Origin of the sequence: Niveispirillum sp. KHB5.9 (assembly GCF_048066115.1) — a bacterium.
Taxonomy (GTDB): Bacteria; Pseudomonadota; Alphaproteobacteria; order Azospirillales; family Azospirillaceae; genus Niveispirillum.
Genome location: NZ_JBLTYX010000017.1, coordinates 1 through 26,013, shown reverse-complemented (window position 1 = coordinate 26,013; position 26,013 = coordinate 1). Strand labels below are relative to the sequence as shown.

The 26,013-nt window shown below is 64.1% G+C and carries 26 protein-coding genes and 1 tRNA gene; 9 read left to right on the top strand and 18 right to left on the bottom strand.

The annotated features are described in order from the left end of the window. The first annotated feature begins 223 nt into the window (after positions 1-223). From ACM9HJ_RS22945 to ACM9HJ_RS22935, 3 genes are all read left to right on the top strand, one after another. A complete protein-coding gene (locus tag ACM9HJ_RS22945) occupies positions 224-1,144 on the top strand; it encodes a 2-dehydro-3-deoxygalactonokinase (protein WP_416574096.1) in 921 nt (306 codons plus the stop codon). Between the two features lie 4 nt (positions 1,145-1,148). After that, a complete protein-coding gene (locus ACM9HJ_RS22940) occupies positions 1,149-1,781 on the top strand; it encodes a 2-dehydro-3-deoxy-6-phosphogalactonate aldolase (protein ID WP_416574095.1) in 633 nt (210 codons plus the stop codon). A 105-nt stretch (positions 1,782-1,886) separates the two neighbouring features. Continuing rightward, positions 1,887-2,630 (top strand): FadR/GntR family transcriptional regulator, encoded by a 744-nt coding sequence (locus ACM9HJ_RS22935; protein ID WP_416574094.1) that lies wholly within the window; start codon positions 1,887-1,889, stop codon positions 2,628-2,630. A gap of 219 nt (positions 2,631-2,849) precedes the next feature. Here the strand turns inward: ACM9HJ_RS22935 and ACM9HJ_RS22930 are convergent, their stop codons facing one another. The 6 genes from ACM9HJ_RS22930 to ACM9HJ_RS22905 form a co-directional block, all read right to left on the bottom strand. Beyond that, on the bottom strand, positions 2,850-4,916 hold the full coding sequence (locus tag ACM9HJ_RS22930) for a prolyl oligopeptidase family serine peptidase (RefSeq protein ID WP_416574093.1): 2,067 nt from the start codon (positions 4,914-4,916) through the stop codon (positions 2,850-2,852). A gap of 218 nt (positions 4,917-5,134) precedes the next feature. After that, on the bottom strand, positions 5,135-5,914 hold the full coding sequence (locus ACM9HJ_RS22925) for a MetQ/NlpA family ABC transporter substrate-binding protein (RefSeq protein WP_416574092.1): 780 nt from the start codon (positions 5,912-5,914) through the stop codon (positions 5,135-5,137). A gap of 11 nt (positions 5,915-5,925) precedes the next feature. After that, on the bottom strand, positions 5,926-6,591 hold the full coding sequence (locus ACM9HJ_RS22920; RefSeq protein WP_416574091.1) for a methionine ABC transporter permease: 666 nt from the start codon (positions 6,589-6,591) through the stop codon (positions 5,926-5,928). After that, complete coding sequence (locus tag ACM9HJ_RS22915; protein ID WP_416574214.1) at positions 6,560-7,615, bottom strand: methionine ABC transporter ATP-binding protein; 1,056 nt, start codon at positions 7,613-7,615, stop codon at positions 6,560-6,562. The genes ACM9HJ_RS22920 and ACM9HJ_RS22915 overlap by 32 nt, the downstream gene beginning before the upstream one ends. A gap of 190 nt (positions 7,616-7,805) precedes the next feature. Beyond that, positions 7,806-10,046 (bottom strand): LPS-assembly protein LptD, encoded by a 2,241-nt coding sequence (locus tag ACM9HJ_RS22910; protein ID WP_416574213.1) that lies wholly within the window; start codon positions 10,044-10,046, stop codon positions 7,806-7,808. 155 nt (positions 10,047-10,201) lie between these two features. Then, positions 10,202-11,305: a serine hydrolase domain-containing protein gene (locus tag ACM9HJ_RS22905; RefSeq protein ID WP_416574090.1), complete on the bottom strand. Its 1,104-nt coding sequence runs from the start codon at positions 11,303-11,305 to the stop codon at positions 10,202-10,204. A 91-nt stretch (positions 11,306-11,396) separates the two neighbouring features. Between ACM9HJ_RS22905 and ACM9HJ_RS22900 the strand changes: the two genes are divergently transcribed. Then, a complete protein-coding gene (locus ACM9HJ_RS22900; protein WP_416574089.1) occupies positions 11,397-12,056 on the top strand; it encodes a GntR family transcriptional regulator in 660 nt (219 codons plus the stop codon). Positions 12,057-12,227: 171 nt separating this feature from the next. On the opposite strand, the gene groL is transcribed toward ACM9HJ_RS22900, so the two are convergent. Both groL and groES read right to left on the bottom strand, forming a co-directional pair. Continuing rightward, on the bottom strand, positions 12,228-13,874 hold the full coding sequence (groL, locus tag ACM9HJ_RS22895) for a chaperonin GroEL (protein WP_416574088.1): 1,647 nt from the start codon (positions 13,872-13,874) through the stop codon (positions 12,228-12,230). Between the two features lie 50 nt (positions 13,875-13,924). Then, a complete protein-coding gene (groES, locus tag ACM9HJ_RS22890) occupies positions 13,925-14,215 on the bottom strand; it encodes a co-chaperone GroES (protein WP_094458166.1) in 291 nt (96 codons plus the stop codon). A gap of 205 nt (positions 14,216-14,420) precedes the next feature. Between groES and ACM9HJ_RS22885 the strand changes: the two genes are divergently transcribed. Continuing rightward, entirely contained in the window at positions 14,421-15,344 is a 924-nt protein-coding gene (locus ACM9HJ_RS22885; RefSeq protein ID WP_416574087.1) for a methyltransferase domain-containing protein, read from the top strand. A gap of 124 nt (positions 15,345-15,468) precedes the next feature. On the opposite strand, the gene ACM9HJ_RS22880 is transcribed toward ACM9HJ_RS22885, so the two are convergent. Beyond that, positions 15,469-15,870, bottom strand: coding sequence for a hypothetical protein (locus ACM9HJ_RS22880; RefSeq protein ID WP_416574086.1), 402 nt, complete (start codon positions 15,868-15,870; stop codon positions 15,469-15,471). A 208-nt stretch (positions 15,871-16,078) separates the two neighbouring features. Between ACM9HJ_RS22880 and ACM9HJ_RS22875 the strand changes: the two genes are divergently transcribed. The 4 genes from ACM9HJ_RS22875 (at position 16,079) to ACM9HJ_RS22860 (ending at position 17,534) form a co-directional block, all read left to right on the top strand. Further along, positions 16,079-16,282: a hypothetical protein gene (locus ACM9HJ_RS22875; RefSeq protein WP_416574085.1), complete on the top strand. Its 204-nt coding sequence runs from the start codon at positions 16,079-16,081 to the stop codon at positions 16,280-16,282. A gap of 119 nt (positions 16,283-16,401) precedes the next feature. After that, positions 16,402-16,478 (top strand) — tRNA-Arg (locus tag ACM9HJ_RS22870). A gap of 266 nt (positions 16,479-16,744) precedes the next feature. Continuing rightward, positions 16,745-16,963 (top strand): hypothetical protein, encoded by a 219-nt coding sequence (locus ACM9HJ_RS22865; RefSeq protein ID WP_416574084.1) that lies wholly within the window; start codon positions 16,745-16,747, stop codon positions 16,961-16,963. A gap of 88 nt (positions 16,964-17,051) precedes the next feature. After that, positions 17,052-17,534 carry a transposase gene (locus ACM9HJ_RS22860; RefSeq protein ID WP_416574083.1) on the top strand — a complete coding sequence of 161 codons (483 nt, stop codon included), beginning with the start codon at positions 17,052-17,054 and terminating at the stop codon, positions 17,532-17,534. A 22-nt stretch (positions 17,535-17,556) separates the two neighbouring features. Here ACM9HJ_RS22860 and ACM9HJ_RS22855 read toward each other — a convergent pair whose 3' ends face one another. From ACM9HJ_RS22855 to ACM9HJ_RS22815, 9 genes are all read right to left on the bottom strand, one after another. Beyond that, entirely contained in the window at positions 17,557-18,321 is a 765-nt protein-coding gene (locus tag ACM9HJ_RS22855) for an SDR family NAD(P)-dependent oxidoreductase (protein WP_416574082.1), read from the bottom strand. Continuing rightward, positions 18,318-18,809 (bottom strand): DUF3833 domain-containing protein, encoded by a 492-nt coding sequence (locus ACM9HJ_RS22850; RefSeq protein ID WP_416574081.1) that lies wholly within the window; start codon positions 18,807-18,809, stop codon positions 18,318-18,320. The genes ACM9HJ_RS22855 and ACM9HJ_RS22850 overlap by 4 nt, the downstream gene beginning before the upstream one ends. Next, positions 18,802-20,127: an MFS transporter gene (locus ACM9HJ_RS22845; protein ID WP_416574080.1), complete on the bottom strand. Its 1,326-nt coding sequence runs from the start codon at positions 20,125-20,127 to the stop codon at positions 18,802-18,804. The genes ACM9HJ_RS22850 and ACM9HJ_RS22845 overlap by 8 nt, the downstream gene beginning before the upstream one ends. Then, positions 20,124-20,639: a chalcone isomerase family protein gene (locus tag ACM9HJ_RS22840; protein ID WP_416574079.1), complete on the bottom strand. Its 516-nt coding sequence runs from the start codon at positions 20,637-20,639 to the stop codon at positions 20,124-20,126. Before ACM9HJ_RS22840 ends, ACM9HJ_RS22845 begins: the two co-directional genes overlap by 4 nt. Next, positions 20,629-21,720, bottom strand: a complete 1,092-nt coding sequence (locus ACM9HJ_RS22835) for a class I SAM-dependent methyltransferase (RefSeq protein ID WP_416574078.1) — start codon at positions 21,718-21,720, stop codon at positions 20,629-20,631. Before ACM9HJ_RS22835 ends, ACM9HJ_RS22840 begins: the two co-directional genes overlap by 11 nt. A gap of 61 nt (positions 21,721-21,781) precedes the next feature. Further along, complete coding sequence (locus tag ACM9HJ_RS22830; protein ID WP_416574077.1) at positions 21,782-22,618, bottom strand: DUF1365 domain-containing protein; 837 nt, start codon at positions 22,616-22,618, stop codon at positions 21,782-21,784. Continuing rightward, entirely contained in the window at positions 22,612-23,880 is a 1,269-nt protein-coding gene (locus ACM9HJ_RS22825; RefSeq protein WP_416574076.1) for an NAD(P)/FAD-dependent oxidoreductase, read from the bottom strand. Before ACM9HJ_RS22825 ends, ACM9HJ_RS22830 begins: the two co-directional genes overlap by 7 nt. 89 nt (positions 23,881-23,969) lie before the next feature. Continuing rightward, positions 23,970-25,322 carry an ATP-binding protein gene (locus ACM9HJ_RS22820; RefSeq protein WP_416574075.1) on the bottom strand — a complete coding sequence of 451 codons (1,353 nt, stop codon included), beginning with the start codon at positions 25,320-25,322 and terminating at the stop codon, positions 23,970-23,972. Next, positions 25,291-25,971, bottom strand: coding sequence for a response regulator transcription factor (locus ACM9HJ_RS22815; protein WP_416574212.1), 681 nt, complete (start codon positions 25,969-25,971; stop codon positions 25,291-25,293). Before ACM9HJ_RS22815 ends, ACM9HJ_RS22820 begins: the two co-directional genes overlap by 32 nt. Positions 25,972-26,013 lie beyond the last annotated feature (42 nt).

Here is a 26,013-nt window from a genome sequence, read left to right as displayed (position 1 = left end):
GAAGTTCAGCAAAAAAGACCGGCCCCTGCGAGGCAGGAGCCGGTTCCCTGAAGGATCAAGTCTGTTGGGAGGTGGGCTAACAGGGACCCGTCCCCAAAGGAACGGCATCAGCGCCACACGCCTTCTATTTATCGTATAAATCAGGCCAGTCAAGCCCTGCTGTGCTTTACAGGCTGCGGATTTGTCATATATATCCAGCGCCATCGGATCAGGGGGATCATCCATGGGCACCTTCATCGCCGGCGACTGGGGTACCAGCAATCTGCGGCTCTGGCTGTGCCGCGACGGGCAGGTGCTGGACCGGGCGGAAGGGCCGGGCGTGGCCGCCGTGCCGGGGCGGGTGGAAGCGGCGTTCATGGAGGCCACGGCCGCGTGGCGCGATGCCCATGGCCCGCTGCCGGCCCTGTTCTGCGGCATGGTCGGGTCGTCGATCGGTTGGGTGGAGGCGGTGTATCAGCCGTGTCCGGCCGATGTGCGGTCGCTGGCCTCGGGCCTGACGCGGTTCAAGGCGGCGGGGGCGGAGATGGCGATCATTCCCGGCCTGTCCACCACCAATCCGCAAGGGGCCCCCGACGTGATGCGGGGGGAGGAGACGCAGATCCTGGGCGCGCTGGCCACGAAGCCGGAGCTGCGCCAGGGCCGTCGCCTGCTGTGCCTGCCCGGTACGCACGCCAAATGGGTGCTGCTGGAGGATGGCACGGTCCGGCATTTCCAGACGGGGTTCAGCGGGGAGCTGTTCGCTTTGCTGCGTCAGCATAGCGTGCTGGGCCGCGGCACCGACGGGTTGCAGCCGCAGGCGGGTGCCGCGTTCGACCGGGGGGTGGAACGGGCGCTGACCAAGGCCGCCCTGCCGCATCTGCTGTTCGAGGCGCGGTCGCGCCAGTTGCTGGAAGGGATGACAGCGCAGGATGCGCTGTCCTTCCTGTCGGGGCTGGTGATCGGGGCGGATGTGGCCGGCGGGCTGGCGGGTGTGTCGGGCGATCTGGATGGCCCCGTTACGCTGGTGGCCAGCCCGGTGCTGACCGATGCCTATGCGGCGGCGCTGCGTGTCGCGGGGCAGGACGCGGCCTGCCTGGATGGCGCCGATCTGGCGCTCGCGGGGCTGTTTTCCGTCCATACCAATTCCCTGTCCTCTAAGGCTTGAGACCATGATCGCCAATCTGGAACGCCACCTGACCGATACGCCCCTGGTCGCCATCCTGCGCGGTGTGACGCCGGACGCGGTGGCCGCCATCGGCCAGGCCCTGTTCGATGCCGGCTTCCGCACCATCGAGGTGCCGTTGAACAGCCCGCAGCCGCTGGACAGCATCGCCCGGCTGGCCGCGCATTTCGGTGACGAGTGTCTGGTCGGGGCCGGCACGGTGCTGAGCGCCGAGGCGGTGGATCAGGTGGTGGCGGCTGGCGGCAAGCTGATCGTGACGCCCAACAGCGATCCGGCGGTGATTGCCCACGCCGTGTCCCTGGGGCTGCTGCCCATGCCCGGATTCGCCACGGCGACGGAGGCGTTTGCCGCCATCAAGGCCGGTGCCCGGCATCTGAAGCTGTTTCCCGCCTCCACCTATGGTCATGGCCATCTGAAGGCGCTGTCGGCGGTGATGCCGCGCGATGTGCGCCTTTACGCCGTGGGTGGGGTCGGGGCCGGCAATCTGGGCCCCTGGATTGAGGCCGGCGTGGCTGGGATCGGCGTCGGCGGCGAGGTTTTCAAGCCCGGTATGGAGGCGGCCGAGGTGGGCGAGCGCGCGCGGCAGATTATTTCGGCGTGGCGGAAGGGTACCAGCTGATATCGGTATCTTGCCTTTCGTGCTCGCCTGCTGGATAGCTATCCTGGAGACAGGAAACGGCCAGGCACCCTGGGGCGGGTGCCGGCGATGCGGGAGCGGGAACGCATGAGCGGGAATGAGCGGGGTTTGCGAGCGGAGTCCGGTCGGAACTTCACCTATGGCATCCTCCAGCAACTTGGCGTCGATATTGTTACCGGTACCTATGGCCATTCCAACCCGTTCCCGACGGAGGCGGAGCTGTGCAAGCGCCTGGGTGCCAGCCGGTCGGTGCTGCGCGAGGCGGTGAAGATGCTGACGGCGAAGGGCCTGCTGAAGGCCCGCCCCCGTCAAGGCACCTGGATCGAGCCGGAGCGCAACTGGAACCTGCTGGACCCCGACGTGCTGCGCTGGCTGCTGGAGCGCAAATTCTCGCCCACCCTGCTGCTGGAATTCACCCAGGTGCGCCTGGCGATCGAGCCGGTGGCGGCGTCGCTGGCCGCCAAGCATGCCGACGAGAAGGCCAGGAACGCCATCCAGCTGGCGGTGCGGCGCATGCAGGCGGCGGAGCTGGGCGATGACGATCCGCTGACATCCGACATCGCCTTTCATGTCGCGGTGCTGGAGGCGACGGGCAACCGGTTCTATGCCCAGCTGCGTGACGTCATCGACGCGGCCCTGCGCACCTCCATCCGCCTGACCAACCGCCGCAAGGGCGTGCGGCTGGCCAGCGTGGCCGACCATCAGAAAGTGTCGGACGCCATCATCGCCGGCGATGCGGAAGGGGCCGCCACGGCTATGCGCCACCTGATCCTGGAAGCCATGACCCTGATCGAGAGTGCGGTCACCAAGGGGGATGAGGGGGCGGATTGAGGGGGGCTTCCTGGCCTTTGTTGACGTTTCTCTGCCGTCACCCCGGCGAAAGCCGGGGCCCAGGCGTAGAGCGGCGTCTGCCGCGATATGAGTCATATCGGCGCTGACCGCGCCTCACGCTGGGCCCCGGCTTTCGCCGGGGTGACGGTAGATATAGTTGGCGGCCTTACAGCCCAAACTTAAAAAGGGGTGGGGCCTTTCGGCCCCGCCCTTTTCACGTCACGATGCCGGGGCCGTGGGGCCGGGGGCGACGTGGGCCTTCACCCAGCGTTCGACCTCGCCATACCAGAAGACGCTGTTCTGCGGCTTCAGCACCCAGTGGTTCTCGTCGGGGAAATAAACCAGGCGGCTTTCCACGCCACGGCGCTGCAACGTATTGAACAGCTCGATCCCGTGGTTGATGGGCACGCGCAGATCCTGCTCGCCATGCAGGACCAGGGTCGGGGTCTTGAAATTGCCGGCCTGCATGTGCGGGGAATTGCGGGCGATGTTTTCCTGATCGTCCCAGAATTCCTTGAACCGGCCCTGGCTGCCGCTGAAATCGGCGGCGTACTGGCTGTAGAGGTTATAGACGGCGGCGTGGATCACCAGGGTCTTGAACGGATGTTCGCGGCCCAGGATGAAACTGGTCAGGTAGCCACCGTAAGAGGCACCGGCGGCCAGCATGCGGTCCTTGTCGATGAAGGGCTTGGCGGCCAGCCAGTCGGCGGCCTTCATCGTGTCCTGGTACGGCACCTCGCCCCATTCGGGATTGATGCTGTCGGTGAAGGCCTGGCCGAAGCCGCTGGAGCCATGGAAATTATGCCAGGTGACGACATAGCCCCAGCCGGCGAACACCTGGGCGTTCCAGCGATAGGAGAAGGCGTCGGTGATGGCATTATGCGGGCCGCCATGGACCAGCATCATGGCCGGGTATTTCTTCGACGGGTCGAAGTTCGGCGGATAGACCACCCACATCTGGATGTCGTCGCCATTGGCACCCTTGTAGGTGACGCTTTCCACCTTGCCCATCTGGAAGCCGGCCAGGGCCTGGGCATTGGCGGCGGAGATGTCGCGGATCTTGCCGGACTTGGCATCGATCGAAACCAGCTCTCCCGGCGCGCTGATCGACTGGCGCAGGCCGACCAGGGTCTTGCCCGCCACCTCCACGTCGGTGACGTCGCCATTGGCGCCGTCGGTGACGCGCTGCGGCTTGGCCTTGCCCTTGGCGTCATAGCGGTAGACGCGCTGGACCGAGGCATCGTCCACGGCGCCGTAAAGGGAAGCGCTATCCCCGGTCCAGGCGAAATTGCCCGCCGATCGGTCGAAGCCGGCGGTGATGTCACGCGTGGCACCGGTGGTGCGGTCGCGCACGATCAGCTTGGCATTCTCGCCATAGAAGCCGTAGAGGCTGCGCTGGTTGTAGGCCAGAGACTTGCCGTCGGGCGAATAGAGCGGGTTGCTGTCGGGACCGGTCACGTTGGCCGGCGTGATGTTGGTGGCGGCGCCGCCGGCCACGGCGATGGTGAACAGGTCGGTATTGGGACGGTTGCCCACCTTGTCGACATTCACCGGGAAGGCGATTTCCTTGCCGTCGGGGGAGATGTCGAAGGGGGCGGAACCTTCGTTGTACTGCACCGACACGCCGCTGCCGGGCGTGATGGCGCGGGGCGTGGCGCCGTCGATGTCGGTGGCGTAGAGATGGTTCTCGCGGTCGTCCAGATAATGGTCGAAATAGGCGATGGGCGCCTTGTCCCACACCTTGGCCGACATCTTGCTCTCCTCGCGGTCCTTCAACCGCTTGCCCTGGTCATCCCAGGTGGAGAGATCGGTCCAGACCCGGGTCATGAACACCAGGCCCCTGCCGTCGGGCAGCCATTTCGGCGTGCGCGCGCCGGTGGGCACCGTCGTTACCCGCCGCGCCTCCCCGCCGACGACGGGCAGGACATAGATCTGCGGGGCCTTGTCCTCGTCGCGCTTGGCGGTGAAGGCGATGTAGTGGCCATCGGGGCTCCACACCGCGTCGCTCTCCGCCGCCGGATCGGTGGTCAGCTGGCGCGCCGGCCCGCCATCGACGGGGAACAGCCAGAGATCGGCGGCGCGCTTGTCCGTCTTCAGATCATAGACGGAAACCGACACCACCGCCGACTTGCCGTCGGGCGACAGGGCGGGAGCGGCGATCCGCTTCATCCCCCACATGTCGGTGGCGCTCATCACCTTCTTCTGCTGGGCCAGTACCGGGCCCGAAAAGGCCAGGGTGGCGCCGGTCAGCAACAGGCCCGTCAGGGCCAGGGTCCGCAATCGCATTCTTATATCCTCCGTCCGACAGGATTTGCGGGGGAGGATGCCAGGGGTGGGCGCGGGGGAACAGGCCTGTAACAAAGGTGTTACGAGGCTGTGACAATTGTGTCGGGGGAAGTGGCTCAGCAAGCCGGTCAGGTCGAGGCGTAAGCCGAGCCCTGACAGATATGGCAAATAGCTTTGCCGTCAGGGCTCGGCTTACGCCTCGACCTGACCTACGGATTTCACCAGGCCGGCACCACCGCGCCCTTGAAGGTCGTCTCGATGAAGGCCTTCACCGGGGCGGACTGGTAGATCGCGACCAGCTTCTTCACCCAGGGCTTGTCCTTGTCGGTGGCTTTGATGGCGATGATGTTGGCGTAGGGGCCGTTGGCGGGTTCGCGCGCGATGGCGTCCTTGATCGGGTCCAATCCGGCCTCCAGCGCGTAATTACCATTGATGGCGGCGGCGTCCACGTCACCCAGGCTGCGCGGCAGCTGTGCCGCGTCCAGTTCCACGATCTTGAAATTCTTCGGGTTCTGGGTGATGTCCAGGATCGTGGCCTTCAGCCCCGCCTTTCCATCCACGCCGATCACGCCCTCATGGTTCAGCAGCAAAAGCGCGCGGCCGCCATTGGTGGGGTCGTTGGGGATGGCGATCTTGGCCCCCTTGGGCAGCGTGTCCAGCGACTTGGCTTTATGGGAGAAGATGCCCAGCGGGAAGGTCACGGTCTGGGCCACGGAGACCAGCTTGAAGCCGCGGTCGGTGATCTGGTTGTCCAGATAGGGCTGATGCTGGAAGGAATTGGCATCCAGGTCGCCATCGGCGAGCGCGGTGTTGGGCACGACATAGTCGCTGAATTCCAGCACCTGGAGGTCCAGGCCCTGGGCCTTGGCCTCCTTCTTCACCACTTCCATGATCTGGGCGTGGGGGCCGGGGGTGACGCCGATCCTGATGGTTTCCGCCTGCGCGGCGACGGGGACCAGCAGGGTGGCGGTCAGGGCAAGCAAGGCGGAGATGCGCATGGGTTCAACCTTCAGCTTCCGGGGTGACGTTTGTCCAGGCGGCGGGCCAGGGCCTCGCCACCCGATTGCAGGGCCTGCACGACGATGATCAGGATCAGCACCACGGCCAGCATCATTTCCGGCATGAAGCGCTGATAGCCGTAGCGGATGCCCAGATCGCCCAGGCCACCGCCGCCGACCGCCCCGACCATGGCGGAATAACCCACCAGATTGACGGCGGCCAAGGTCAGGCCGCGGACGATGCCGGCGCGTGCCTCGGGCAGCAGGATCTTGGTCACCACCTGGCCGGGCTTGGCCCCCATGGCGCGGGCGGCGTCCAGCAGGCCGTGATCGACCTCGCGCACCGCGGCTTCGACCACGCGGGCGATGAAGGGGATGGCGGCGAGCGTCAGCGGGACCGTGGCGGCGGCGGTGCCGATGGAGGTGCCGGTCAGCAGGCGGGTCAGCGGCACGATGGCCACGACCAGGATGATGAAGGGGGTGGAGCGGGTGGCGTTCACCACCAGGCCCAGGGTGCGCTGCAGCGCCGGGCGCGGCAGCAGGTCGCCGGCCCCCGACAGCGCCAGGAACAGGCCCAAGGGCACGCCGGCCAGGGTGGCCAGACCACCGGCCACCAGGACCATCAGCAATGTCTGGACCGTGGCGTCAGCCAGCAGCGACAGCATCTGTGGCGACATGGCCCAGAACCTCGATCTCCGCGCCACGGGCGCGCAATTGGTGGATGGCGGTGGTGATGGCGGCCTCGTCACCCGACAGGGCGGCGATCAGGCCGGCGAAGGGCTGGTCGCCCAAAGGCTGCACCCGGCCGGCGATCAGGCGGGCGGCGATGCCCAGGCCGCCCAGGTCGGAGAGGATGGGGGAGGCGGCAAGGGCGCCCACGGCATGCAGGCGGATCAGGGTGGCGCCACCGGCGACGGGGGTGGGCGACAGGCGGGCGGCCAGGCCGGCCGGCAGTTCCGTGCCGGTTTCGCCCAGCAGGAAGCGGCGGGTGGTGGGGTGGGCGGGATGGGCGAACACGTCGGCGACGGCACCCTGTTCGATGATGCGCCCGGCCTCCAGCACCACGACCTGATCCGCCACCTCGCGCACCACGGCCATTTCGTGGGTGATCAGCAGCACGGTCAGGCCCAGATCGCGGTTGATGCGGCGGATCAGGGCCAGGATCTGACGGGTGGTTTCCGGATCCAGCGCCGATGTCGCCTCGTCACACAGCAGCAGCTGCGGGTTCGGCGCCAAGGCGCGGGCGATGCCCACCCGCTGCTTCTGCCCGCCGGACAGGGCGGCGGGATACTGGGTTTCCTTGTCCGTCAGGCCGACCAGTTCCAGCAGTTCGGTCACGCGCGGGCCGATGCGGTCGGCGGACCATCCGGCCAGTTCCAACGACAGGGCGACATTGCCGGCCACGGTGCGGTTGGCCAGCAGGTTGAAATGCTGGAAGATCATGCCGATGGATTGCCGGGCGTGGCGCAAGGCCCCTTCGTCCAGGGCCGTCAGGTCGCGGCCACCGACGATCACCGTGCCGGCATCGGGCCGTTCCAGCAGGTTGACGGCGCGCAGCAGACTGCTCTTGCCCGCACCGCTGGGGCCGACGATGGCGGTGATGCCGCCCCGGGGAATGTCGAGGTCGATCCCGGCCAGGGCGGCGACCGTGCGGCCATCCTTGCCATGGAAAGTCTTGGCGATGCCCGTCAGCCGCACCATAGCGGCGCCGGGCGCATCCGGTCCTGTCACAATCGGGTCCATGTCACTCATCGGGCGGTCGTTGGCCGATCCTGCCCTGGATTGCTGTCAGGACAAAGAGTGAAGTGACGCCGGGCGCTGGACAATCGGTGAATTCACGCGGCTGGTATGTGGTGTGGCGCATAATACACCGCCATTACCGTTGATACCATCACCGCTCCTGCGGACCGAAGACCGCACCCGACAGGGACGGGCTCATGAATTCGCCCAGATTCTTGAAGGCCACACGGAAGAACAGCCGGTCGCCGCGGTCGATGCCGGTGCGCCGCGTATTGTCGCGTTCGGCCACCAGCTGGAAGGTCAGGCAATCCTCCTGATAGGTCAGGGTGGCGCTGGACAGGACGGGGCCGCCGCCGGGCGCCAGGTCGCGGCGGTGGTTGACGCCCACCGACCAGCGGTCGGTCAGCGCCGATGAGATGCCCAGCGTCAGTTCCTCGCGGTTGCGGGTGGCCAGCCCGCCATCCTGGGTCAGCTTGTCCAGATAGACATAGGAGCCGGACACCCGGAACTGCTGCGGTCCGAACACGCCATAGACGTCGTGCAGGCGCTGGGCCATGTTCTCGCTGTCCAGGCGGAAGGAATAGGAGATGTCCATCCAGGGGCTGGGCGTCAGCTCCAGCTTGCCCACCACGTCCGAGGTGCGCCGGCGCAGGCCCGATCCGCTGGGGAAATCCCCATCCCCCTCCAGCCGCTGGCTCTGGCCCAGGAACAGGGTGGAGGAACCGCCGCCGAACCCGAACAGGCCGGCCTTGACGCCATAGGTCAGGCGCTGCCCGCCTTCCAGCCGGTCGATGCCGGGATAGCGCGACGCCCGGAACAGGTTCGTGTAATCGAACTCGATATCCTGGCTGTCCTCGTTGGGAATGTTGGCGTTGTTGTCGTAATTGGGCGCGGCCGACAGCATGACCATGGGTTCCACCAGGGTCTGCACCGTCTCGTCCTGGCGGGCCAGGGGGAAGCTGACGGTCCAGTCGGCATGCGGGAAGGCGCGCAGGCGCACCTTGTCGTCAGGTTCCACCGTGCCGTCGGCGCGGCGCAGGTTGGAAACCCAATAGCCGTCGGCCCGGGCTTCGGCCTTCAACACCGAGACCAGGCCGAAATTGGTGATGTCGTCGCGCCGCCAGCCCGCGGATGAGGAGACGCGGCGGGTGTCGTTGCCGCTTGAGCGCAGCAGAGACAGGAAACCGGCATCGGCCGACCAGCGCCCGCCCAGCAGCCCGCCCGGTTCGCCCAGGGCGCTGTAGGTCACCATGGGCAGGACCACCGGTTCCTCTTCCAGATTGCCGGGACGCAGATCCTGGAAGTCGTAGACATTGAGGGCCAGATAGTCGCGGCCATCGAACCGTTCCGCGAAGCCGCGACTGGCCAGGATATCTTCCCGGCTATAGTCATACCGCAGCAGGTGGGTGTTATCGGTCACGCGCTTGACGTCGAAACCCCAGCGCCAGTTCTCATCGATGTCGAAGCGGCCGGTGCCGAAGATGTGGCCGCGGAAATCCTTCTTCTCCACCACGCCGGCCGCCGTTTCCCGCGCGCGGTCGGTATAGACCGCACTGCCCGACAGGGTGATGGAGCCGCTGGCCAGACGCTGGCGGTATTCGCCGCCCAGCAGCAAGCCGTCCTGGGTGCTGGGCGTCACCTCCAGGGTGAAGTCCTTGCTCTCATCGATATCGTAGAAATAATAGATGCGGGCATAGGTGCCCAGGTCGGAGCTGATGCCGCCGCCCGGCGTCAGGAAGCCGCTGCGCCGTTCGACCGTGGGGTCGGGATGGCCGAAGAAGGGCAGCCACATCACGGGCACGCCCGCCACCTCCAGCGTCGCGTCGCGGTAATTGACGTCGTGGGCCTGCTGGTCATGGGTGATGCGGGCCGCCCGGATCTGCCAGATGGGCGGGCGCGTCGGGTCGGTGGCGCAGAGTTCGCACGGGGAATAGACGGCATTCTCCATGCGGGTATAGCGGCCCTCGCGCCGCTCCCCCTGCAGGGCCGCGAATTTGGAATTGTCGGACATCAGGATGCGGACCTGATCCACGAAGCCCTGCTGCAAATCGTCTGTCAGTTCGGTGTAGTTGGCGAACATCACCTCGCCCGTCGGCTCCAGGATGGAGACATTGCCGGACGCGGTGACGACGTTGGTCTTCTCCGAGAAGCTGACAGAATCCGCCAGCAGCAGGCGCCCGCCCTGGCTCAGTTCCACCTTGCCGCGGGCGGTGATGATGCCGAGGTCTTGGTCGTAATCCACGCTGTCGGCGGAGAGCAGGACGGGCTGACCGGTTTCCTTGGACGGTTTGCCGGCCGGTGCCGGCGCCTCCTGGGCCAGCACCGTGCCGGACAGGCCCAATGCCAGCGCCGTGGACAGGAGCAGGCGACGATAGGTCCGGGCAGAGTGCATGTTCAACAGCGTCTCGGGTTTCGATCGACGGGTGCTAGCTTGTCCCCGACGCTGGGTGCGCTGTCAACTGATGCAGGCGGGTGGGCAGGTGGGACTTCAACGCCCTTGCCCCGGTGCATGCGCGGATGAATGTCGGTTAAAACGCCGATAAGGGGCTATCCCCCGATCGCCGCCAGCACATGATCGGTGAGGATGCGTTCGGACAGGGCGTGGGCGTCCCGGACCCGGAAATTGGTGGTGGTGATGGTCACGACCATGCGTAGCCGGGGGACCACGATCACCTTGTTGCCGCCCATGCCGTTCATCAGCCAGGCCTGCTCCTCGCCCTTGGCCGTCTTCAGGCGCTTGATCCACCAGAGATAGCCGTAATCCGTCTGCTCATCGACCTGGGCCTGGGCGCTGGTCGAGATGCGGACCCAGTCGGCGGAGATCAGGCGCCGGCCGTGCCAGACGCCGCCATCGAGATAGAGCTGCCCCAGCTTCAGCAGATCGCGGCTGCGCAGGCCCAGGCCACCACCGGTCATGGCGGTGCCGGTCGGCGTCACCTGCCATTCCACCGGGCCGAACTCCATGGGGCCGAACAGGCGGGCTTGAGCGAAATCCTGGATATTCTGTTTGGTCGCGCGCTGGATGACGGCGCCCAGGGTCACCGTGCCGGCGGTGCAGTAGCTCCAGCTGCGGCCATGGGGCGATTGATCCGGGGGCGTGGTCCAGGGCGGGAAGCCCTTGATGGGCAGGTCGAGCGTGAACCGCACCCAATCCTCGATCAGATACATCCGCTCCTCATTCCCGCGCGAGAAGGAATTGCTGTCGTCGCATTCCAGCGGGGAACTCATGGTGAGGAAATCCTCCACCGTGATCTTGTCCTTGCGCGGGTCGGGGTTCTGCAGGGGCCGGAGTTCCGGGAAGAAGGGCGTGACGGGTGTCTTGACGCCGGCCAGCGCGCCGTCGGCGATGGCCAGACCGACCAGCATGCCGGTGACGGTCTTGGTCGCGGATCGCGTGTTGCGCGGGGCGTCGCGCCCGCCCTCATCGAAATAATGCTCATAGACCAGACGCCCATCGCGGGCGATGGCGACGCTGGTGATCTTCTGGAAATCGCCCTTCCCGATCGCCGCCGTCATCGCGTCCAGGCGTGTCGGGTCGAAGCCGGCGGATGCCGGATCGGCCGTCTCCCAATCGCGGGGCGGCGATTGCGCCGCGGCCGTCATCACGGCCAGGCAGCTCAAACCGATCGCAAGCCATCCCGCAGCTTTCATCTTCGCATCCTTCCATCCGGCCGGCAGCTTCCGCTGGACCTCCGACCATGTCTGTGTTCTGTATACAGTATATGAATGAAGAGACCAAGTGATGTACGGGGTGGAGCAGATTTCGCGCAGCAGCGTCAGTTCCAGCGTGGCAGCGTCCATCCGCGCCATGATCCTGGATGGGCGGCTTGCCGATGGGGAGCGCATCAACGAGGTCAAGCTGGCGGCCGCGCTGGGCGTGAGCCGCACCCCTCTGCGCGAGGCGCTGAACAGGCTGGCATCGGAGGGTGCGCTGCTAAGCGTGACCGGTCATGGCCATACCGTTGCGCCGCTGAGCGTGGCGGAGTTCGACCAGCTTTATGACATCCGGCCGATCCTGGACCCCGCGGCGCTGGCGATGTGTCCGTTGCCGTCGGATGAGCGTCTGGCGGAATTGGCGGCGGTGAATGCGGAATTCCGCAGGGCGGATGATGGGGAACATGCCATCGACCTGGACAATCAATGGCATCTGCTGCTGCTGGCCGACTGTCCCAACCGGGTTCTGGTGGGCATGATCGAGAGCATCATCGCCAAGACCCGGCGCTATGAACTGGCCCTGTTGCGGGAGCGGCCGCACGTCCAGGCGGCGGGCGATGACCATGACCGCATCATGGATGCGCTGGGGGATGGCGACCGCGATGGTGCGTGCGATCTGCTGCGGCGGAACATGCAGAGTGGGAAGCAGCCGGTGCTGGCGTGGCTGAGGGCGCGGGAGGTGTCGTAGGTCAGGTCGAGGCGGAGCCGAGCCCTGACAAACGACGGTGCCGGTAAATGTCAGGGCTCGGCTCCGCCTCGACCTGACCTACCTGTTGTGCGGCACCAAACAAAAACCCCCGGCGGATCGCTCCGCCGGGGGTCTTCGCATTCATGCCTGTTCGGCTGAACGACCTTGGACTTAGAAGTCCATGTCGCCCATACCGCCCATGCCACCCATGCCGCCGCCGGCGGGAGCGGCCTTGGGGGCCGGCTTCTCAGCGATCATGGCCTCGGTGGTGATCAGCAGGCCGGCGATGGAAGCGGCGTCCTGCAGAGCGGCGCGCACGACCTTGGTCGGGTCGATGACGCCGAACTTGAACATGTCGCCATATTCGCCGGTCTGGGCGTTGAAGCCGTGGTTGGTGTCAGCCTGCTCCAGCAGCTTGCCGACGATCACCGAACCGTCGAAGCCGGCATTCTGGGCGATCTGACGGACCGGGGCCTGCAGGGCCTTGCGGACGATGTCCACACCGAACTTCTGGTCGGCATCGGTCGTCGCCAGGGCTTCCAGGGCCTTGGTTGCGTACAGCAGGGCCACGCCGCCGCCGGCGACGATGCCTTCCTCGACCGCGGCGCGGGTGGCGTGCATCGCGTCGTCAACGCGATCCTTGCGCTCCTTCACCTCGACCTCGGTGGCGCCGCCGACGCGCAGAACCGCAACACCGCCGGCCAGCTTGGCCAGACGTTCCTGCAGCTTTTCACGGTCGTAGTCGCTGGTGGTCTCTTCGATCTGGGCCTTGATCTGGGCGATGCGGGCGGTGATGTCGTCCTTGGCACCCTCGCCGTCGACGATCGTGGTGTTGTCCTTGCTGATCGTCACCTTCTTGGCGCGGCCCAGCATGTCCAGCGTCACGTTCTCCAGCTTGATGCCCAGGTCTTCGCTGATGACCTGGCCGCCCGTCAGGATGGCCATGTCTTCCAGCATAGCCTTGCGACGATCACCGAAGCCCGGAGCCTTCACGGCGGCGATCTTCAGGCCGCCGCGCAGCTTGTTGACGACCAGCGTGGCCAGGGCCTCGCCTTCCACATCCTCGGCCACGATGACCAGCGGACGCGAGGACTGAACGACGGCTTCGAGAACCGGCAGCATGGCCTGCAGGCCCGACAGCTTCTTCTCGAACAGCAGGATGTACGGGCTTTCCAGGTCCGCGATCATCTTGTCGGCGTTGGTCACGAAGTAGGGCGACAGGTAGCCGCGGTCGAACTGCATGCCTTCGACGACGTCCAGCTCGGTCTCCAGGCTCTTGGACTCCTCGACCGTGATCACGCCTTCGTTGCCGACGCGGGCCATGGCCTCGGCGATCTTGGCGCCGATGAAGGCCTCCCCATTGGCGGAGATGGTGCCGACCTGGGCGATCTCGTCGTTGGTCGTGACCTTGCGGCTGCGGGCCTGGATGTCGGAGACGACGGTGGCCACGGCCAGGTCGACGCCGCGCTTCACATCCATCGGGTTCATGCCGGCAGCGATGGCCTTGGCGCCCTCACGGACGATGGCCTGGGCCAGCACGGTGGCGGTGGTGGTGCCGTCGCCGGCCAGATCGGCCGTCTTCTGCGCCACTTCCTTGACCATCTGGGCGCCCATGTTCTCGAACTTGTCGGACAGTTCGATTTCCTTGGCGACCGAGACACCGTCCTTGGTGATGCGGGGAGCGCCGAAGCTCTTCTCGATCACGACGTTGCGGCCCTTCGGGCCCAGGGTCACCTTCACAGCGTCAGCCAGAATGTCCACGCCGCGCAGCATCTTGGCGCGGGCGTCGGAGCCGAACTTAACTTCCTTGGCAGCCATTGCTCTATTCCTTTGAATTCTATGGGTCAGGCAAGATCAGGTGATCCGACTCAGGCGTTCAGGACGCCCATGATGTCGCTTTCCTTCATGATCAGGTATTCGACACCGTCGATCTTCACCTCGGTGCCCGACCACTTGCCGAACAAGACGCGGTCGCCGGCCTTGACGTCGAGCGCCACCAGCTTGCCGGCCTCGTCGCGGGCACCCGGACCCACGGCGACCACCTCGCCCTCCTGGGGCTTCTCCGACGCGGTGTCGGGGATGATGATGCCGCCGGCCGTCTTCTTTTCGGACTCAACGCGCTTGACCACGACGCGGTCGTGCAGCGGACGGAACTTCATGGGGTCTCTCCCTGATAAGGCAAAAGGGGTTGGGCGTGAGCCTGTTGTTAGCACTCATGCCCGGTGAGTGCCAGAGAGCTAATCAACCCGACCCCGACTGTCAAGGATGGTGGTGTCATATTTCGATGACATTGCGGGTGCCCACATCCGTGGGCCTGCCGTTCGGCCGGTTGCCAGCGCCGGCCGGGCGGAGTATGGCAAGGGCATGAGCGACGCCGATACCATGTTCCTGTTCGACCGCCCCCTGATCCGCCAGCGCCGCGACCGCGCGGCCGGTGAGATGGGCACCCATGACTTCCTGCTGCGCGAGGTGGCGGAACGGCTGGGGGAGCGGCTGGACATGATCCGCCGCGATTTCCCCCGCGTCCTGAACCTGGGCTGCCATGGCGGGGAGGTGGAAGGCGTGCTGAAGGGCCGCAACGCCATCACCCGGATGGTGCATGCCGACCTGTCCCCCGCCATGGCCCGGCTGGCCGGGGGCAATACCGGCAGCCCGGCCTTGGCCGCCGACGAGGAGGCGTTGCCCTTCGCGCCCGGCAGCTTCGACATGGTGATATCCAACCTGTCGCTGCATTGGGTGAACGACCTGCCGGGGGCGATGATCCAGGCGCGCCAGGCCTTGCGCCCCGACGGGCTGTTCATCGCCGCCATGCTGGGCGGCGACAGCCTGTTCGAGCTGCGCCGGTCGCTGATGGAGGCGGAGATGGAGGTGACGGGTGGCGTATCGGCCCGGATCAGCCCGATGGCGGGATTGCGCGATGCCGCCGGCCTGCTGCAGCGGGCCGGATTCGCCCTGCCCGTGGCGGACATGGATACGCTGACCGTGTCCTATCCTGACCCGTTCCGCCTGATGCGCGATCTGCGCGGCATGGGTGAGGCCAATGCCGCCCTGTCGCGGCTGAAGCGGCCCACAAGGCGGGAAGTGATCATCCGGGCGGCCGAGCGCTATATGGCGCTGTTCCGGGAAGAGGATGGCACCGTGCCGGCCACGTTCGAGGTGATCTTCCTGGCCGGCTGGTCGCCCGATACGTCGGTGCAGCAGCAGCCGGCCAAGCGCGGCAGCGCCTCGCACCGGCTGGCCGAGGTGCTGAACAGCATAGAGCATCCGACGGGCGTGAAGCCGCACTGAGTGTTTTGTTCCAGAGTGTTTTGTTCCCTCAGGCGCCGGGCGCCGCCATCCGGCGGCTTGGCTTACGCGCCACGTGGCGCGGGCCGGCGGTCGCCGGCCTTTTCGGTTCCCCCGGCTGCTTCGATCAGGGGATCAGGGTCACCGGTTCGCCATTGGCGGGATCGGCCTTGACGATGCTGACCGGGGTGTCGGCGGGCACGGACAGCTGATAGGTGACACCACCCGAGAGATAGGCGAAGCAGGCCAGGCTGACGGTGCCGTCATCCGTGGGCTGGCGCATCAGGGGGCATTGCTGGCCGCCGATCGACAGTTCGCGCAGCTTGCCGGCATGGGAGGCGGGGAGAGCCAGTTGGATGCGGTGCACGCCTTCGCGGCCGGCGGTATAGTAGCAGCGGCCCGCCACGGTGGCGGCGCACCCTTCCTCCGTCCGGTCGGTTGCCGCCTGTGCGGCGGAAGAAAAGGGCGCAAGGGACAGCATCCCGGCAAGTATGGCCAGGAATGCAGACCCGCGGATCACGGAAAACATTGGAAACCTCACGCAATCACATTGATGACCGCCCCAGACCTGAATAGGGCAGGAGGCGGGTGGAAATCAACCCCGAGCGTGTAGAGCAAGTGTCATACCCAAGGTGGGTAGCCCGGACGGGGGAGGGCGCGGGGGCTTCAAGGAAAGGCGTGACGGCGCCGGCCCGGCATGTTTAAAGGGCCGTCGGAACCCAGCCACGGAAGCGACCATGCCGTCAGAAGAAGATATTGTCGAACGCCTGCGCCGCCGCGCGGCCAGGGCCCGCGACCGCTATCCGGAGGACGCAGACGATCCCGCGACCCTGGTCGGCGGTCTGATCCAGGATTACGAAGCGGCGGCGCAGGAGATCCAGCGCATGCGCGATGCGCTGAAAAGCCTGTCGCGCGAGGCGCTGCGGGCCATGCTGGGCTGAAAAGGCCGAATGATTCCCGTGGGTTGATGGTAAAACACATTTTTTGCGACGAAGCATTTGCACAGCCCCGGTCGATGCGCTATGGTCCGCGCCGCCCGGGGATAGCCCGGTGCCGGTATGGACCCGTAGCTCAGCTGGATAGAGCGCTGCCCTCCGAAGGCAGAGGTCGCACGTTCGAATCGTGTCGGGTCCGCCAATTTTATCCAATAAAATCAACGATCTAGAAAATCGCCTCTCTAGACTGGTTGGCGGGTGTCACCACGCTCGGGTAAAACTTAGAAAACCGACATCATCATGTCACCGACCATGTCACCATCACGGTGATGCGGGCGGCGTTCGTGCTGCCTGATCCATGGGTACGAAATCGGAAAATGAGTGCGGTTCCGTACCTTCAGGGATGAGGCGACAGGGCTTACCTTCAGGCCATCAAGTTCGACAACAAACACTTGAAGGTGACATGAAATGAAGAAGTTTCTGCGCACCGAGGCATCGGCGTATCTGGAAAATAACCACAGCATCCGCCGGACTCCGAAGAATCTGGCGAAGCTGGCTACGGTCGGCGGTGGGCCTCTCTACTGCCGCACCACCCGCGAAGTTCTGTACGATACTGCCGATCTGGGTGCATGGGCAAAGTCCACTCTTGGCGAACCCATTGCCTCGACGTCCGATCGCGCCGCCTGATCCACCATGAACACGACATCAACCCGCGACCTCCGCCGCCTGGGACGGCTGAGAGCGTTACCGGCCGGGGGCTGGGTGGGTTCTGCAGATGCAGGACGACACCATGCCCCCTATCCCGCCCCCCGAGCTTCCTGACCGTCTCGCTGCTGCGCTGGATCGCTTGCGCGGCGCCTTGATTGGCAAACACAGCTCCCCGATCATCTGGAGCGTGAAGCGTTCCGGCAAGTGTGGATTGCGCGCCAAAGGAGGATCGACAATGTATGACAAGCTGATCGATCCCGCTGGGTTCGATGGCCTGCAATTCGATGGTTTGATTGCCGACAAGGCCTTCGACAGCAACGCCATTATTGCCGAACTCAACCAACGTGGCGCCAAGGTCGTCATCTCCCAGCATTCCAGGCGGAAGCAGAAGCTCGACATCGATGCCGACATCTACAAATGGCGGCACCTCATCGAGAATTTCTTCTGTAAACTCAAGGAGTTCAAGCGCATCGCCATGCGAGCCGACAAAACCGATACAGGCTTCTCAGCCGCAATCTATCTCGCCGTTGTCGTCATACACAGCCGATGAATCTCAACAGACCCTAGTCTTGTTAAGTTTTCATCCTGTGTGTCAGTCTTAGAGAAAGTGAATAGGGAAGTACCTGAAGGACTTTAAGCAGGGTAGTGAATCTTTTGGGAAAGTGGATTTCAAAGCGGCGAGAAAGCAGGCCATCAGCTATTTCTTTTGCAGCCTGTTCGGGTTCGATGATCATTGGCATGTCGAAATTATTCTTGTCGGTCAGCGGCGTGCGCACAAATCCTGGACTGATCAGCTTGATATCAATCACATCCCTGAATTCGGCATGGAGGCTTTCTGCGAGGTTGGTGATTGCCGCCTTGGTTGCGCTGTAGGGCTGGCCGCCGGGCAGGCCGATGAAACCCGCGACGCTGCCGCAAAGGGCGATCTGGCCTTTTGTTGCCTGTGGTTTTAAGACACGCAGCACGGCTTGAACAAGGTTGAACGCAGCCGTCAGGTTGATATCGACGATGGCCTTGGTGACGGCAAGATCGAGCGCGTCCATTTTCATCGGCACGTAGGCGGCAGCCAGGAAAACGACGCGATCAATGCGGCCGAAGGTGGCGCGTACCGCCTGGGCCGTGCGCAAGGTCGTGTCGGTATCCGTGAGGTCCAGGACGAAAACCTTGTGCTGGGGCCCGACCTCCGCGCGCAGCTTCTCAAGTTCGTCCTTGCGACGTGCCGAAAGCGCCAGAACGGCACCACGCGCGCCAAGCTCCCGGGCCAGGGCCGCTCCGATGCCGCTGCTGGCCCCGACGATCCAGACGACCTGTCCAGCGTAATCGCCTTTGTCTGTCATTTCTGCTTCTGCATGAAGATGGTGAGTTCCGAGACGGTGATGCCGAACTTCTTCAGGTAGGAGCGGTTGATCAGGACGTCGTCATTCATGGCCCACATCCAGTCGTCGAAGCGGATGCGGTAGGTCGTGTCATCGACCGGAAGATCCATGACATAGTCCCATCGCACCGCACTGCCCACGGCCTTGCCGGTGGCCTTGTCGATGATGTCCGACGCCGTTCCCTGATAGGTGCCGTCGGGCAGCTTCGTTATCGTCCAGACACGCTGCTGCTTTTCGCCATCATAATAGTCGAAATTTTCGGTCAGCGTGCCGACATCCCCATCCCACTGTCCAACCATGTGGATGTCGAACCGGCGCACGACGCGGCCCCGCCAGTCCTGGACGATGCCCCAGGCTTTGATGGGACCGTTGAAATATTCCCTGATATCGGCCTGGGGGGTCGTGCCCGCGTAATGGTCGAGATTGTTCCTGGCACAGCCGCTAATCATGAGAACAACCCCCACGGTTGCTATGATCTTGACGATTCTCATCATGTCCTCCTGTTTCGGCCCGGATGAAAAAGACGTACAGCAAACCCGCCGCCATCAGCTTCAACAGGCAGGGAAGGAGTGCATAGGTGGCGGAAAGCGCCATGAGGGCGTTGCCAGAATTGGCCGCCTTCGGTTGGAAGCCAGCAATGTCCAGCACCGGCAGCGCAATGGCGGAGGCGAGCGCGAGGCTGGCTTTCGATATGAAGGCCAGGAACGCGTAATGCGTTGCCGAGAATGCCTGGTTTCCCCGATCATGGACATGGTCGGCCAGTATGGACGGCGGTAGCGTCAGGTCGGCACCCAACGCCAGACCCGACAGGGCGCATACGGCCGCATATCCCCAGATATCCCCTGAACCTAGGAAGAACGCCCCAAGCAACCCTGCCACGGCCAGAAGATGGGAGAGAGCCCAGGCCCCGTACTTGCCGACATGCCCGGTCAGATGCCGCCACAGCGGCATGGTCATCGCACCTGAAAGGAAATAGAGCAGAAGGAACGGGCCTGTCAGGTGTTCTGCGTCAAGCCGGTCGCGTACATAGAAAATCACAAGAACGGCCGGAATGCTGGATGCGAGCATGCCGAGGCCATACACCGCCAGAAGCCGCCGGCTTTCACGGGGCAGGGTCCGCAATGCTTGGAAAGGCGATGCGCCACCATTCCCTATGACAGGCACCGATGCGGCCACGCGGGCCGAGACCTTCGAGAAGCCGGCGATACCCGCCAGCATCAGGATGGTGAGGATGGCGCCATACCACCAATATGCATGGTCGGGTTTCGTGAACTGGGACAGGATCGCCGGCATCGATACGGCAACGACAAGTCCTACCAGTCCAAATCCCTCGCGCGCGCCGGCGATCCTTGTCTGGTCGTCCCTGTCAGCCGTCCATAATGTCGCCTGCGCGCCCAGGACGATGGTCAGGACGCTGTAGGCGCTGACCGCCACGACCATACACAGGGTGAACCACAGCGCCGGCGTCAGAAACGGGCCGTTGAAAAGCCCGAGCACGGAGACACAAAGTACCAAACCGGCCGCCGTGACCAGCCGGTTGAACCGGCCCCGCAACCTGTCCGTCAGCCAGCCTATCACCGGGTCCTGCACCGCATCGACAAGTCGGATCGCCAGCAGCAGCGTGCCCAGCAAGGTCAGCGAAAGGCCATGGCGCGTGGCATAGAGATCCGGGGCGAGGACATAAAGCGGAAAGCCGGCGAAAGCCACGGGCAAAGCGATGAAGCCGTACCGGAGCAGGGATTTCCCGTTAATCGCGCAGGCGGTCATGGCAGCCCCAGCAGGGCGCGGCGCAACCCGGGTTCCGATGTCGCCTCGCCCAGCCAGATGCCAAAGAAGAGGCTGCCGAATTCATCACCCTTGATCGTGCCGATCGCGTCGGTCCCATGATAGAAATTCGTCTGCATGCCGGGCAGGCGAACCGCGGACAGGACCGTGCCATCCCTCACGTCAGGAAGGATGGCCTTCAGCTGCGTGTTCCACGCCGCGAGCTTGACCTCGTCGGTAAAGCCCTGTTTGCGCATCTCCTGCACCGATCTGTCGGCGATGTCCCGGCCGTTGATGGTGCGGAAATAGGTGATCGAAAGGACATGGGGCTTGGTGGAGACCCAGTTTCCCTCCGGCGCATAAAGCCTCGCCTCATACACATCCCAGAAGGCATATGAGAGGACGCCGCGTCCGACCATGGCGGCGTTCGGGACCAGGGCCGCCGCCGGCTCCATGGCAACGGCACCCTGAGCGTAGAGGAGCAGGCCCAGCAATATACCGATCCTATTTCGCATGCTGCAGCTCCCATTGCATCACGTCGATCCTGCCGTGCCGGAAAGCCGCGATGCAGCATGTCAGGTAAAACCGCCACATGCGGATGAATTGCTCATCAAATCCCATGGCCTTTACTTCTGCTACCCTGGCGTCGAAATTCTTCAGCCAGTGCGACAGCGTCAGCGCGTAGTCGCCGCCGAAGGCGAATTCATCGATCACGCGAAGGCCGGCTTTCACGCTTTCGGCGCGGAAACGCGAGGGGGATGGCAACATGCCGCCGGGGAAGATGAAACTGCGGATGGCGTCGCCGCCGCTGCGGTAGCGGTCGAAATGGGCGTCGGCGATGGTGATGGTCTGCACCATGGCCTTGCCCTTGCCGGCCAGCAGGGATTTCAGCTTCGCAAAATAGACGGGCCAGAACTTCTCCCCCACGGCCTCGAACATCTCGATGGAGACGATCTGGTCATAAAGACCGTTCTGATGCCGGTAATCTTCCAGCGCGATGACTGCGTCCCCGCCGATGCGGCTGGTGGCGAACTCATGCTGCGCCTTGGAAATCGTCAGCCCCTTGATGGTATAGTCGCCCCGCCGTAGCGCCCGCTGCGCGAACCCGCCCCAGCCGCAGCCGATTTCCAGAAGGCTGCCGGACTGGCCCAGCCGGTCGATCATCCGGTCGTACTTGCGCATCTGCGCGTCGTACAGATTGTCGCCCCCATCGCTGAAGATCGCCGCCGAATAGGTCATCGAAGGGTCCAGCCACAGCGCGTAGAAATCATTGCCGAGATCGTAATGCGCGTGGATGTTCCTTCTGCTGCCGCGCACGGTGTTGCGGGTGAAGAGATGGCCAACGCGGGCGGCCAGCCGGCCGAAGGCACTTCCATGGATGTAGCGGTCAAGCACGGCCTGGTTCTGCAGGCCGAACAGGAACAGCTGCGTCGGATCGGGAGAATCCCACAATCCGTCGCGGTAGGCTTCCGCCAGTGCGACATCGCCGTGGCGGACCATCATGCCGATCACCCGCCAGTCATGGATGTCCAGCCGGGCATGTGCCCCTTCCCCGGTTCCCTGGGCGGCATGCGTCCGGCCATTGGGCGCGCGCACGGTGACCGATCCATATTCAATATGGTCAAGGGCTGCAAAGAACTGATCCACTATATGTCGGTCAAACATTGTCGATGCCTCTTTGCAGTTCGCTTTCCGGCATCTGTTCCACGATGCGCAGGAGGGGGCCGTCGTTCCGTGTCGGACAAAGACTGCGGGTGGTGGTGACCCTTTGCGGGAATTGTGCTGGCTTTGACATGTGCGGGATGCCCTTCACCACCAGCTTCAGCGCCTGCAGGTGGATGAGCGCCATCGCTTTCAGCGCCACCAGCGGATGCCGCCAGAAGGCCGCGCGCAGGCGCGCGGGGGTTAAAGGCGCGAAGGTGCCGGTCAGCGACGTGACCAACTGCTTCCTGCCGTCCGCGTCATAATGATCGATCCAGATACCAAGCTGGTCGGCCGTCAGATCGAACCGGAAACTGTAGGTCCCGGATCGGTGCAGGAAGGGCGAAACATGGAAAAGCTTTTCCGCCTCCAGCCGGTCGCCAGCGGTGATCGGCGCACGATCCGGATGGGCACAAAGGTAACTATGCTGCTCGCCAAACGTATTGTGGACCTCGCACAGCACGGCCCTCAGGCCCCCAGCCAAGTCAAGGCACAGGTAGAAGCTGACGGGATTGAAAACATAGCCCAGGACACGGGGCATCGTGACCAGGGCGATGCTTTGCGTTATGCCGTTCAAGCCGTAATCTTCCAGGATATTCTGGACCCATTGTGTCGGATCGTCGCCATCGCGCCGGCCCAGGTCGGCGGCGTGAAAACGGACAAGCCGCCCTGGAACGGGTGCGGCCGGCAGGGGCAGGACAAGGTAATAGACACCGTAATGAAAGGCGTTCTCCTTCGGGAAAAGCCTCTTATGCATGACCTTGGCGGTGTAGAGCTGCGGCACGGTCACCATGGCGGATCGATCCCCATGCGCCGCGCCACGCCGACCGCGCTGCCAAGCCCGTCCTCGTGAAAGCCGTAGCGCTGATAGGCACCGCAGAACCAGAGGCGGTTACGCCCCTGGATCTCGTCGATCCGGGCCTGGCTGCCGATCGCGGCGGCATCGAAAACCGGATGCTCGAACAGGTGCTCATTGTGGACGAGGGCCGGATCGGGCTCGCGGCCGGGATTGAGCGTGACGATCAAGGTCTGGTCGGTGGCAAGCGGCTGCAGGTTGTTCATCCAGTAGCTCAACGACATGCCGGGATTATCGACACCCCTGTCTTGTGAAAGATAAACCCAGCTTGCCCAGGCTTGCCGGCGCCGGGGCATGAAGCTGGTGTCGCTGTGCAGGACGGCGCGGTTGGGTTGATAGCGGAAGGCGGACAGGATCTCCCGCTCGCCGGTATCGGCGTCGGCCATCATCGCCAGCGCCTGATCCGCATGGCAGGCGAAAACCACCTCATCATAGATCGCGTGGCCTCCCCGGTCGTCCTGGACAACGACGCCATCGCCGGTCCGCCACGTCCTGGTGACGCCGCGACCCAGGTTGATCCTGTCCATGAACGGGGCCGCCAGGCGGCGGATATATTCGTGGCTGCCGCCCGCCACCGTGTACCATTGCGGATGCTCGTCGATGGTCAGAAGACCGTGATTGTCGAAAAAGCGGACGAAGGTGGAGGCCGGGAATTTCAGCATCTCGTCCAGCGGCGTGCTCCAGATGGCTCCCCCCATGGCCAGCAGGTAATATCGACGGAACCAGAGCCCCATGCCCAGTTCGTCCAGGCATTCGCCCAGCGTGAAGGTGGGGGGCGCGGAAAGATAGGCGCCCGCCTTCTTGTTGAATTTCAGGATGTCGGCGACCATGCCCCAGAAGGCCGGCCGCAGCAGGTTTCTTTTCTGGGCGAAGAAATCGGCGGTCCTGCGGGTGCCATACTCAAGCCAGCCATCCTCAATGCTGGTACCGAACGACATGTCGCTTTCGACAATCGGCACATCCAGATGCTGGAACAGGCGGGTCAACAGCGGGTAGTTGCGCTTGTTGAACACGATGAAGCCGGTATCGACCGGGATGATGCCGTCCCTGGTGGCAACCTTTATCGTCCGGCTATGGCCGCCGATATAATCGTTCTTCTCATAGACCGTGATGTCGTGCCGGGGGTGGAGGAGCGATGCCGCCCCCAGGCCGGAAATCCCCGTCCCGATCACCGCGATCTTCTTGATGTCCGAACCCATTATCCGCCAGCATGCCGGTTGTCGCCTTCGCCAACCTTACGGCACATGCCATCGCCGCCAACTTACCCGTTTCTAAAATATTGGTAAGGTTAGAACGTGATCTTCACGCGCAGGCCGGGTTGCGCATCTTCAAGCGCGATGTGTGCCTGGTGCTGCATCGCCACGGCCCGCACCAGGCTCAGCCCCAGCCCGTTGCCGGGCGTGCTGCGACTGGCGTCCCCGCGATAGAAATGCTTGAAGACCTTCTCCTTCTCCGGTTCCGGAATGCCCGGTCCCCGGTCTTCGACGAAGGCGACAATCCGGCCCGCCTCAGCGCCCGCATGAAGGCGGATGACCGATCCCCCCGGCGCGAACTTGATCGCATTGTCGACGATATTCGCGAAAAGCTGGAACAGCAGGTCCCTGTCACCCCGGATGATGGCCGGGGATGCCGCCATCACCTCAAGTCGGATGTCCGCTTCCTCGGCGACAGGCTCATAAAGCTCGGCGACATCCTGGACGACCTCTCCCAGATCGACATCGCCCATAAAGCTGCTGCGCTTGCCCTTCTCGATATTGGTGATGCGCAACAGGGCGTGGAACACCGCAAGGACGCGGTCGGCATCGGCCAGCAAGGCGTCGATCTGCTGATCGTCGACCGGACGGCCCTTCATTGCCTCGATGTCGCTGCGAAGGCCGCTCAACGGAGTGCGCAGGTCGTGGGCGATATTGTTGCTCACCTCCCGCGCGCCATTCATCAGATCCTCGATCCTGGTCAGGAAGCCGTTGAGCATCTCCGACAGGTTGGAGAGATCGTCCCAGCGGCTGTCGATCGGCAGGCGTTGGGACAGGTCGCCGGTTTCGATGATCCGGCGCGCGGTGAAGGCGATGCGGTTGATGCGGCTGACGACGAAATGGCTGATGCCGAAGCTGACAAGCACGACGCAGAGCATGAGCGACATCATCAGCCCGCTGAGATGTTTCAGGCGCTCGTAGCTGACGATGAGTTCATGCACGTTGCGGGCGACGATGATGCGCGACCCGTCCTGGAACGTATGGATCTTCGCCGCGAATGCCTGCTTGCCATGGCTGGTCTCCAGATCGAAGCGCAGAACGCCCTCAGCGACCTTTCCCACGGCGCCCGGCATCGGATCGATTGTGCCGCCCAGCAGCCTGCCGCCCTCATCCTCGTAACGGAAGCGAACGACCTGGTCGTCCTTGGCGCGGCGCTGGATATAGAGGACCAGCTGGCCCTGGGTGTTTTCAAGGCCGGAGACCATGCTGATCTCGATATCGATGGCGGCTTCCGTCTCTCGCAGGAAATCGCGCCGGCCGGCATCGATCAGGAAATAGCCGAGGATGGAAGCCGACACGGCCATCAGCACCGTGAACAGCATCGCCATCTTGAAGCTGGAGCTGTCAATGTAGCGCCTAGAAACCGTTGTCGATGATATATCCAGCACCGCGCACCGTCTTGATGAGAGTATTGCCCGTATCACCCAGCTTCTTGCGCAGGCGGCTGATATGAACGTCGATCACGCTGGTTTGCGGGTCGAAATGATAATCCCAGACACCCTCCAGCAACATGGTGCGTGTGACGAGTTGGCCTTTGAACTTCAGCAGATATTCCAGCAGGCGGAATTCGCGGGCCTGCAGTTCGATAGGCTTGCCGGCGCGACGGACCTTCCGTGCCAGCAGGTCCATCTCCAGATCACCTGCCTTGAGCAGGGTCGACTGCGCCGACGGCGGGGATGAAGCGCGCCGGCCCAACGCCTCGGCGCGGGCCAGAAGTTCGATGAAGGCGAAAGGCTTGACGAGATAATCGTCGCCACCGGAGCGCAGGCCGGCCACCCTGTCATCGACATCACCCAGGGAGCTCAGGATCAGAACGCCCGTCAGGTTGCCGCTGCCACGCAGGGTCCTTACAATCGAAAGCCCGTCAAGTTTCGGTACCATGCGATCAACGATCAGGACGTCGTATTTTTCGGTCGATGCGAGATGAAGGCCCGTTTCGCCATCTTCGGCAAGGTCGATGGCGTGCCCGGCCTCCTTAAGGCCTTTTCCGATATAGGCGCTTATCTTTGGATCATCCTCGATTATCAGTATCCTCATGCCTTCTCTCATCGGTTCATGTGCGTCACCCATGGCGGGATT